The organism is Devosia psychrophila (genome assembly GCF_000971275.1).
Lineage (GTDB): Bacteria > Pseudomonadota > Alphaproteobacteria > Rhizobiales > Devosiaceae > Devosia > Devosia psychrophila.
Window position 1 is genome coordinate 1 of sequence record NZ_LAPV01000033.1, and the last position, 8,585, is coordinate 8,585.

At 61.9% G+C, this 8,585-nt stretch carries 8 protein-coding genes; 2 read left to right on the forward strand and 6 right to left on the reverse strand.

Translation table 11 applies throughout. The features are described from left to right. Window positions 1-372 precede the first annotated feature (372 nt). Window positions 373-918, forward strand: a complete 546-nt coding sequence (locus WH91_RS03005) for a response regulator (protein ID WP_046169545.1) — start codon at window positions 373-375, stop codon at window positions 916-918. A 271-nt stretch (window positions 919-1,189) separates the two neighbouring features. Here the strand turns inward: WH91_RS03005 and WH91_RS03010 are convergent, their stop codons facing one another. From WH91_RS03010 to WH91_RS24520, 4 genes are all read right to left on the reverse strand, one after another. Beyond that, window positions 1,190-1,753 carry an LOG family protein gene (locus WH91_RS03010; RefSeq protein ID WP_158409503.1) on the reverse strand — a complete coding sequence of 188 codons (564 nt, stop codon included), beginning with the start codon at window positions 1,751-1,753 and terminating at the stop codon, window positions 1,190-1,192. Between the two features lie 2 nt (window positions 1,754-1,755). Next, a complete protein-coding gene (locus WH91_RS03015; RefSeq protein WP_046169547.1) occupies window positions 1,756-3,246 on the reverse strand; it encodes a helicase HerA-like domain-containing protein in 1,491 nt (496 codons plus the stop codon). A 102-nt stretch (window positions 3,247-3,348) separates the two neighbouring features. Further along, window positions 3,349-4,350, reverse strand: a complete 1,002-nt coding sequence (locus WH91_RS03020) for an asparaginase (protein WP_046169548.1) — start codon at window positions 4,348-4,350, stop codon at window positions 3,349-3,351. Window positions 4,351-4,444: 94 nt separating this feature from the next. Further along, on the reverse strand, window positions 4,445-4,597 hold the full coding sequence (locus tag WH91_RS24520) for a hypothetical protein (protein ID WP_158409504.1): 153 nt from the start codon (window positions 4,595-4,597) through the stop codon (window positions 4,445-4,447). 135 nt (window positions 4,598-4,732) lie between these two features. On the opposite strand from WH91_RS24520, the gene WH91_RS03025 reads away from it, so the two are divergent. Continuing rightward, window positions 4,733-5,599 carry an NAD-dependent epimerase/dehydratase family protein gene (locus tag WH91_RS03025; protein ID WP_046169551.1) on the forward strand — a complete coding sequence of 289 codons (867 nt, stop codon included), beginning with the start codon at window positions 4,733-4,735 and terminating at the stop codon, window positions 5,597-5,599. A 38-nt stretch (window positions 5,600-5,637) separates the two neighbouring features. On the opposite strand, the gene WH91_RS03030 is transcribed toward WH91_RS03025, so the two are convergent. Then, on the reverse strand, window positions 5,638-6,855 hold the full coding sequence (locus WH91_RS03030) for a PQQ-dependent sugar dehydrogenase (protein WP_046169549.1): 1,218 nt from the start codon (window positions 6,853-6,855) through the stop codon (window positions 5,638-5,640). Between the two features lie 75 nt (window positions 6,856-6,930). After that, window positions 6,931-8,583 carry a thiourocanate hydratase gene (gene ertB, locus WH91_RS03035; RefSeq protein ID WP_046169550.1) on the reverse strand — a complete coding sequence of 551 codons (1,653 nt, stop codon included), beginning with the start codon at window positions 8,581-8,583 and terminating at the stop codon, window positions 6,931-6,933. Between the last annotated feature and the right edge of the window lie 2 nt (window positions 8,584-8,585).

An 8,585-nucleotide genomic window follows, 5' to 3' on the forward strand; every position in this document is an offset into this window, starting at 1 on the left:
AGGTAGATAGAGGATGTGAACTTTGACGTTACAGCGCTGTCGCATGGCTACAAGGATCGCGCGAGACGCACCGTCGGAACCGATCACGATGGCATCGCCAGACACATCCGACTAGCACGGTGCTTTGTCGTTGAGATTACCGAGAAATCAGAGATAGTAGGTATTATATCAGTGCATCTTTTTTTTGTAGATGTGTATAAGAGAAAAGGGTGGGGGTAACCAACAAAAACTCACCTTCGCAATCAGCCCGCCGCGCACTACGCTGGCGGGCTTTTTCATGTGTTTCCCCCGACCATTAGCCATTTACCGAGCCCGCCCCTTCATCCCCGGTATCGATCATGGTAACGGTTCGTTTACTATCCGGGGGTGTCGTTGCCAGTTTCCACCAAGGTCGTTGCCATCATTGCGGCAAATCCTGCTCTGTCGTCCCTGCTGGCGATGGTGGTGGCAGGCGACTCGCATCTGAACGTGCGCCAGTTCGACAGCGAAATCGACCTGATCGCCTATATGCGGATCGCCCCGGTTGACATGCTGGTCTGCGACTTCGACCGCGAAGGCCGCCCGGCCTATGAAATGGTCGAAGGCATCCGCCTGAATGATGATCTGATCAGCCAGGATGTGCCGGTGATCGCTTTGACCCGCACCATCACGCCGCCGATGCGCCACCAGGCGATCAGCGCCGGGATTGACGAAGTCATCATCAAGCCAATGTCGCCGCGCCACCTGCTGCAGCGCATCCAGGCCCGCCTGCGCGGCCGCAGTGTCGTCGGTGCCCTAGGCGGCTATCGCGGCCCCGACCGCCGCAACCGCATTTCCATGCCCGCTCTACAGCCGGTGCCAACGCGCCGCACCTCGGACAATGTCGTTCAACTCTTCCCCGACCGCCGCAAACCAAGGCATCCGGGGCTGGAGGGTTAAGCCCTTCATCCGGCGATGCAGTCAGCACCACCCTAAACCCAACCCACGGTGTCACCCCGGCCTTGAGCCGGGGCCCATCTCGATATAGCTCCACAGCCGCAAGGTCGCCGGCATCGGCACGACCACCTTGCGGCAAGACACCCATCTCAGGATGGGTCCCGGCTCAAGGCCGGGATGACATCGAGTATGTTGTTGCTCAAGAGCTCAATGGAACGCGGTAGAGGCCGAGGCATCGCGCTTCTGGGTGGGCTTGGTGTCAGTTGAGACGATCCTACCGTGTTTCGCTGATCAACCGGCTCAGCCTTGCCCACAGGTCCTCGATCGTATCTGCGAACTGCACCGCGCGGTCATATCCTACGAGCCCCGGCGACAGAACATCTGCCGCGTAGCCGCGGATCACTTCATAGGCTTTGTGCCGGTTGAGCATAACCACGGGTGGGGTGCGCCCTTGCAGCCTGGCGGCTGCCCAGGTGCCGAACAGTGCCGATGCTGAAGCCAGCGATCCCGGCAGTGCCACATAGGCCTGCGCCAACTGCGCCAGACGCTCCAGCCGCTCCTCGCGCATCGACAACACATCCATGGTGACGCCGGACAAGGCTGGCGGCAACACGATGCTGGTGTCGGCAATGATCTGCACATGGCCGCCAGCCGCACGGGCCGCGGTGATCAGCGGCACGGGGATGATGCCGTTTTCAGCCAGGCAGACGATGCGGGCGCCGCGCTTGGCAAAATAGGTGCCGGTCTGGCTCATGATCGAAGCGCGTTCGGGATCGCCCGGACCTTTGTCGGAGGCAAAAACGGCGATGACTGGCGCGGTACTTTCTGGTTCCGTCATGCTCATCGTCCTCGTTTCAACCCGCCAAGAATGCCCCGGACCAGCGCACTGCCGAGCCGATTGGCAACGGTGCGCGCCAGAGAGTTCATCGCGGCCTCTGCAGGGCTCTGGCGGGTCGAGGCACGGCGCGTAGGCGCAGCCTCCTGATAGGTCCGCTCGGTCTTGCGAATATCATCGTCCTGCTGCTGGCGTTGCTCCGCCAACTGCTTGTCACGCGCCTTGCTCGCCAGCACCTCGAAAGCCGAATCACGATCGACCGCCGCGTCGTAAAGCCCTGCGACCGGCGAATTGGCGATAATGGCGCGGCGCTCTTCGGGCAGCAGCGGCCCGACCTGCGCCGAAGGCGGCCGGATCAGCGTGCGACCGACAATCGAGGGAATGCCCTTGGCTTCGAGCACCGAAACCAGCGCCTCGCCGATACCTAGCTGGGTGATGACCTCTTCGGTCGAGAAAGCCGGATTGGGCCGGAACGTTTCGGCGGCAACGCGCACGGCCTTTTGCTCGCGCGGCGTATAGGCGCGCAGGGCGTGCTGCACGCGGTTGGACAGTTGGGCCAGCACCGATTCGGGAATATCGATCGGGTTCTGGGTCACGAAATACACGCCGACGCCCTTGGAGCGCACCAGCCGCACCACCTGCTCGACCTTGTCGATCAGCACCTTGGGCGCGTCGTCGAACAGCAGATGCGCTTCGTCGAAAAAGAACACCAGCCTGGGCTTGTCGACGTCACCGACTTCCGGCAGTTCCTCGAATAGCTCGCTCAGCATCCAAAGTAGGAACGTCGCGTAGAGGCGTGGCGAGCGCATCAACTCGTCGGCGGCGAGAATGGAGATGAAGCCTTTGCCGTCGCGGTCAATCCGCATCAGGTCAGCGATTTCCAGCGCCCGTTCGCCAAAGAAATTCTCGGCGCCCTGCTGTTCCAGCACCAGCAACGAGCGCTGGATGGCGCCTATGGAGGTGGCCGAAACATTGCCGTAGAGGGTCGAGATTTCCTTGGATCGCTCCTGGATGTCGACCAGCAAGGCGCGCAGATCTTTCAGATCGAGCAGCAGCAGGCCTTCATCGTCTGCAAGCTTGAAGGCGATGTTGAGCACGCCTTCCTGCGTATCATTGAGTTGCAACAGGCGGCTCAGCAGCAGCGCCCCCATTTCGGAGATCGTGGCGCGGATCGGATGGCCCTGCCGGCCGAACAGGTCCCAGAAGATCACCGGGAACACGTCGTCCTTGTAGTCGGTGAAGCCGATATCGGCGGCGCGCTGGGTCTGCCAGCCTTGGGCCGCGCCCTGCTTGGCCACGCCGCTCAGGTCGCCCTTGATGTCGGCTGCAAACACTGGCACGCCCGCCGCCGAAAAACCCTCGGCCATCACCTGCAGGGTCACCGTCTTGCCGGTACCGGTGGCGCCGGTCACCAGGCCGTGGCGATTGCCATATTTCAGCGCCAGGTACTCGGGCTGCGTGCTGGTTCCGAGAAAGATCTTGTCATCAACGAGCATGGGCGCGGTCACCTTTGAGTTGCGTTCTTATAGCCGCCCGCGTCAGCGCGGGACAACTCGTAACTCTGTTTTCCCAAGCACGCGCGTTGCGAAGCGTTCGCGCTAGGCCTGTGCGGCGCGCAACTCACCGACTTCCGCGCCGCGCACGCTCTTGATCGTCTGGTGCGCCAGCGATTTCAGCAGCTTGCGCTGTTCGTCGTCGGGATCGGTCAACTCCAGCAACACACCGGCCAACATGGCCTGACTGGCCGCGATATTGCCGTCGTCGCATTTGAGCGCATAGCCCCAACCCTTGTCGCGAATGGCGCCGCATTGCACGCCTTCGGCACCGACCTTCTGCATCAGCCGCCCTTTGAACGCCGCCATCAGCAGGGTATCGGCATGACCTGTGCCAGCCACCAGATGCGGATGGCTGGTCGCGGCATCGAACAGCCGCTTGGCGGCATAGCCAAGTTCATCGGAAATCCCCTTGCCGGTGGACATCCGCGCAAAGCCATAGGCAAAGGCGCGCAGTGGCGCGGCAAAGGTCGGGATCGAACAGCCATCCGTGCCGCATCTGTCTTCCGTCAGGCTTTCCCCGATCACCGCTTCAACCGCGGCGCGGACGGCTTTCTGCACCTCATGCTCGCGGCCAACATAGCCAACTGTCGGAACGCCCATGGCAAGCGCCACGCTCAACATGCCGGAATGCTTGCCCGAACAATTGTTATGCAATGGGCTCGGCTCCGCACCCGACGCCCGCAAGGCATCGCGCGCTGCGGCATTGGTGGGGGCATGGGCACCGCATTCCAGGTCGGCGGCCGAAAGGCCAATACGCATCAGCAGGCCATTGGCTGTCGTGACATGCGCATCTTCGCCGTGGTGGCTGGCGCAGGCGAGGGCCAGCTCTTCCTCGCTGTGGTGGAATTTGCCTTCCGCATGCCGCGCAAAAATCGGCAGCGCCTGCATCGACTTGATCGCCGACCGTGGGAAGACCGGCCGCTCGATGTCGCCGGCCGAGGCGATGATGGCACCGTCGGCGTCCATCACGACATAAGCGCCGCGGTGGCGGTTCTCGACCCAGTTGCCGCGAATGGTTTCGGCAAGAATGGGATTGGCATCCATCAGAAAAAACTCCGGTCCAGGCTGTGGTTGAGGAACAGCGCAGGACCGGAAAAGTCAACAGAGCATGGGAAGGAGGTCGGCACGAAACGGAAAATCAGCTGACCGCGGTGGACACCATGACATGCTGGATGGAGGAAATCGCCTGATTGTTATTTGCCATAGCGGGCTGCACGGCAAAGGCGCCGGCTGCGGCGATGACGAGGCCGCACAGTGCAGCGACGAGAAGTTTTTCCTGATGCTTGGTCATTTTGTCCCCCGGCACGTTTCGGTTGTTGACGCCAACCTGCCCGACCCGCTTTGAACTGATCGTGATAAGTCCGTTCAGAATCCGTTCATCTGACGCGCCGCGTGTGGCACACTTGAGAAAAATGGGAGTTCTATGATGACGAAAGTTCTGGTGACGGGCGGCAGCGGCAAACTCGGGCGCGCTGTATTGAAAGACCTGGTGGCGCATGGCTATGAAGTTCTGAACCTCGACCAACAGGCCCTGCCCGAGCCGATCTGCCCCAGCATTCGCGTCGATTTGACCAACTTCGGCGAAGTCGCAGCGGCCATTCTTGGCGGCGTCGACGAGCGCAAGGGACCGTTCGATGCCGTGGTGCATCTGGCCGCAATTCCCGCGCCAGGCTTGGCCGCCAATGCCCGAACCTTCGCCAACAATGTCCCCACCACCTACAACGTTTTCGAGGCTAGCCGACTGGCAGGCATCAAGAATATCGTATTTGCCTCGAGCGAAACGGTGCTCGGCCTGCCCTTCGACACGCCGCCGCCCTATGCGCCGGTGGACGAAGAGTATTACCCACGCCCCGAAAGCGCCTACTCGCTCGGCAAGCTGCTCGACGAAACCATGGCAGCCCAATTCTGCCGCTGGGACCCGTCGCTGCGCATCTTGGCCTTGCGCTTTTCCAATGTGATGAACCCGGAAGACTACGCCGCCTTTCCCAAGTTCGACGCCGATCCGCACAGTCGCAAATGGAACCTATGGGGCTATATCGACGCCCGTGATGGCGCACAGGCTGTACGGCGCTCAATCCAGGCCGACTTCACCGGCTTCGAGGCCTTCATCATCGCCAACGCCGATACGGTGATGAACCGCTCGAACATGTCATTGCTGGCCGAAGTGTTTCCAGGCGTGCCGACCAGGGGCAATCTAAGCGCGAACGGCACCTTGCTATCAATTGAAAAAGCCAAGCGAATGCTGGGATTTTCTCCTCAGTACAGCTGGCGCAACGAGGTAGCGAAGGGCTAGAAAAATCGGCGGGTCAATGACCCGCCGACCTGTTTTCATCAGGCGCCAGAGCTGACGCGGATGATCTGGGATGTGCCAGCTTCGGGGTCTTCGGTGACGGCGTAGACTGCGCCGTCGGGACCCACCTTGACGTCGCGCACGCGCGCGTCGAGCGGAATGCGCTCTTCGGTGGCGACCTGGTCATTTTCCAGATGCACCACGACGAGGCCGCGCGAGACCAGGCCGCCGATGAGGAACGAATTGTCCCAGGCGGGGAACTCATCGCCGTCATAGAAGGCCATGCCGGAGGGTGCGATCACCGGATCCCAATAATACACCGGCTGCTCGGTCGCGGCCTTTTCGGTGATGCCCTCGCCGATAGGCGCACCGCTGTAGTCGATGCCGTAAGTTACTTCAGGCCAACCATAATTCTTGCCAGCCTCGGGCCGATTGAGTTCGTCACCGCCCTTAGGGCCGTGCTCCACAGTCCACAAGCGGCCTTCACCGTCGAGCGCCGCGGCCTGCATGTTGCGGTGGCCGAGGCTCCAGATTTCAGGAAGCGCACCGGCCTGATTGACGAATGGATTGTCCGCTAATGCCGCGCCGGCAGCGTCAATGCGGAATACTTTGCCGAGGCCGCTGGCGATATCCTGAGCCTGAATTCGGGTCTCGACATCGGAGCGCTCGCCGACGGTGACGTAGAGTTCGCCTTCCGGGCCAAAAACCAGGCGGGAGCCGAAATGCTTGTCCCCGTCATAGGTTGGCATCTGTTGGAAGATAACTTTCACGTCTTCCAAAGCGGCGGTGTTGTTGGCCAAATCCTTCACCAGCTTGGCCGACGCGACCGACGTGGCGTTGCCGCCGTCGCGGGGTTCCGAAAAGGAGAAATAAATCAACCCGCTGGCCTCGAAATCAGGGGCGAGGGCGACGTCGAGCAGACCGCCCTGCCCGTCCCTATCCACCTCAGGCACACCAGTAACTTCTGGACCGGCCTTGCCGGCTTCGCTGACGATGTGCATGGCGCCGGCCTTGGCGGCGACCAGCATGCGGCCATCGGGAAGGAACTCCATCGACCATAGCTGCGGCAGGCCCTCCGCGACGATTTCCTGAGTGACGGCAGTGGCTTGCGCAGGTGTTGGCGCGCGGGTCTGGGCTGCGAACACCGGTTTCTGATCGGGGGCGTTGGGTGGTGCGGTTTCGGCTTGAGCGTAGGCAGAGCCGGCGAGCAAAGCGCTAGTCAGCAGCGTGCTGGTTAGCAAATGAGCGGCGCGGATCATGGGGATACTCCGTTGGTTCATGAAGATAGAACCACGCCCCAGCCCATCCGTTGCCTCGGGCCGTTCAAGTTTGGGTCATCCGACCGGAATGTAGCCGATGCCTTTCAGCGCAATTTCGTCTAGGCTGTCTTCGTAGCCTGCATCGGCGTAGCGCATGACGCCCAATGCGGTGTCGTTGCTTAGCGCATGTATTAGCCGTTCTGTACCCGCTTCGGTGCCATCGGCGATGATCGTGACACCGGCCGAGGTCATGTAGCCGGCGTAGCCGCCGCCGCCGGAATGGACCACCACCAGATCGGCCATCGACGAGCACAGTAGCATTGCATCGAGCAGCGGCCAGTCGGCGATAGCGTCGGAGCCGTCCTTCATATTCTCGGTCATGATATTGGGATGGGCCATGGCGCCGGCATCGAGATGATCGCGGCTGAAGGCGACCGGACCGGCCAAAGTGCCGTCGGCGACCATCTGGTTGACCGTCTGAGCCAGCGCGGTGCGCTCGCCATGCCCGAGCCAGGCGATGCGGGCAGGCAGACCTTCGAAGGGGACGTGCTTGCGGGCCAGCGCGATCCAGTTGGTGACGATATGGTTGTCTGGAAACAATTCAAGTAACTTGTCGTCGATCTTGGCAATGTCGGCCGGATCGCCGGACAGGGCCATCCAGCGGAACGGGCCAATGGCGCGGGCGAACAGCGGACGCAGATAGGCTTCGGTGAAAATCTTGATGTCGAAAGCGTTTTCGACGCCGCCGGCCTTGGCGTGAGTGCGGATCAGGTTGCCGTTGTCGAACACTTCCGAACCGGCCTGCTGGAAGGCCAGCATGGCGCGGACGTGGTCGACGATGGAGGCGCGGCTGGCGGCCATTAACTGGCCGGGGCCTTCGACGCGGAGGCGCCTGACCTCATCGAGCGACATGCCCTTGGGGACGTAGCCATAGACCAGGTCATGGGCCGAGGTCTGGTCGGTGACGATATCGGGGACTATGCCGCGGCGGGCGATTTCGGGATAGATTTCGGCTGCATTGCCGACAAGGCCGATGGAAGTGGCGCGTTTTTCGGCGACGGCCCTGTCGATCATGGCGAGGGCGGTATCGAGATCGGGCGCGATCTCTTCTAGATAGCCGATGTCCTGGCGCTTTTTTGCGCGCTCCGCATCGACATCCACACAGAGGATCGCCGCCCCCGCCATGCGACCCGCCAGCGGCTGCGCGCCGCCCATGCCGCCGAGGCCTGCAGTGAGGATGAAGCGGCCGGCCAGCGAGCCGCCGAAGCGGTTTTCGGCGATGCGCATGAAAATTTCATAGGTCCCCTGGATGACGCCCTGGGAGCCGATATACTGCCAGGCGCCGGCGGTGAGGCCGCCCCAGCAGATCAAGCCCTTTTTCTCCAGCTCATAGAATACCTCGGCTTTGGCCCATTGGCCGACGATGTTGCAGTTGGCCATGATGACCAGCGGTGCCTTGTCGTGGGTTTTCAGCAGGCCGATCGGTTTGCCGGACTGGATGATGAGGGTCTGGTCCTCATCCATGCGCAGCAGGGTTTGCACGATGGCCTTGTGGCTGGCCCAGTTGCGCGCGGCCTTGCCCAGCGCGGCATAGACGATGAGTTCGTCGGGGTTTTCACCAACCGCGAGGACGTTTTCGAGGAGGCGCAAGAGGGCTTCCTGGCGCCAGCCTCTTGCCCGGAGTGTGGGGCCGCCGGGAATGGGGAAATTGGGGTGGCGGGGATTTATGC

What these genes read in the sequence shown, in the direction of transcription:
- WH91_RS03010 (WP_158409503.1), bottom strand. Translation starts at nt 1,753, where the DNA reads ATGACGGAACCAGAAAGTACCGCGCCAGTCATCGCCGTTTTTGCCTCC.
- WH91_RS03015 (WP_046169547.1), bottom strand. Translation starts at nt 3,246, where the DNA reads ATGCTCGTTGATGACAAGATCTTTCTCGGAACCAGCACGCAGCCCGAG.
- WH91_RS03020 (WP_046169548.1), bottom strand. Translation starts at nt 4,350, where the DNA reads ATGGATGCCAATCCCATTCTTGCCGAAACCATTCGCGGCAACTGGGTC.
- WH91_RS24520 (WP_158409504.1), bottom strand. Translation starts at nt 4,597, where the DNA reads ATGACCAAGCATCAGGAAAAACTTCTCGTCGCTGCACTGTGCGGCCTC.
- WH91_RS03025 (WP_046169551.1), top strand. Translation starts at nt 4,733, where the DNA reads ATGACGAAAGTTCTGGTGACGGGCGGCAGCGGCAAACTCGGGCGCGCT.
- WH91_RS03030 (WP_046169549.1), bottom strand. Translation starts at nt 6,855, where the DNA reads ATGATCCGCGCCGCTCATTTGCTAACCAGCACGCTGCTGACTAGCGCT.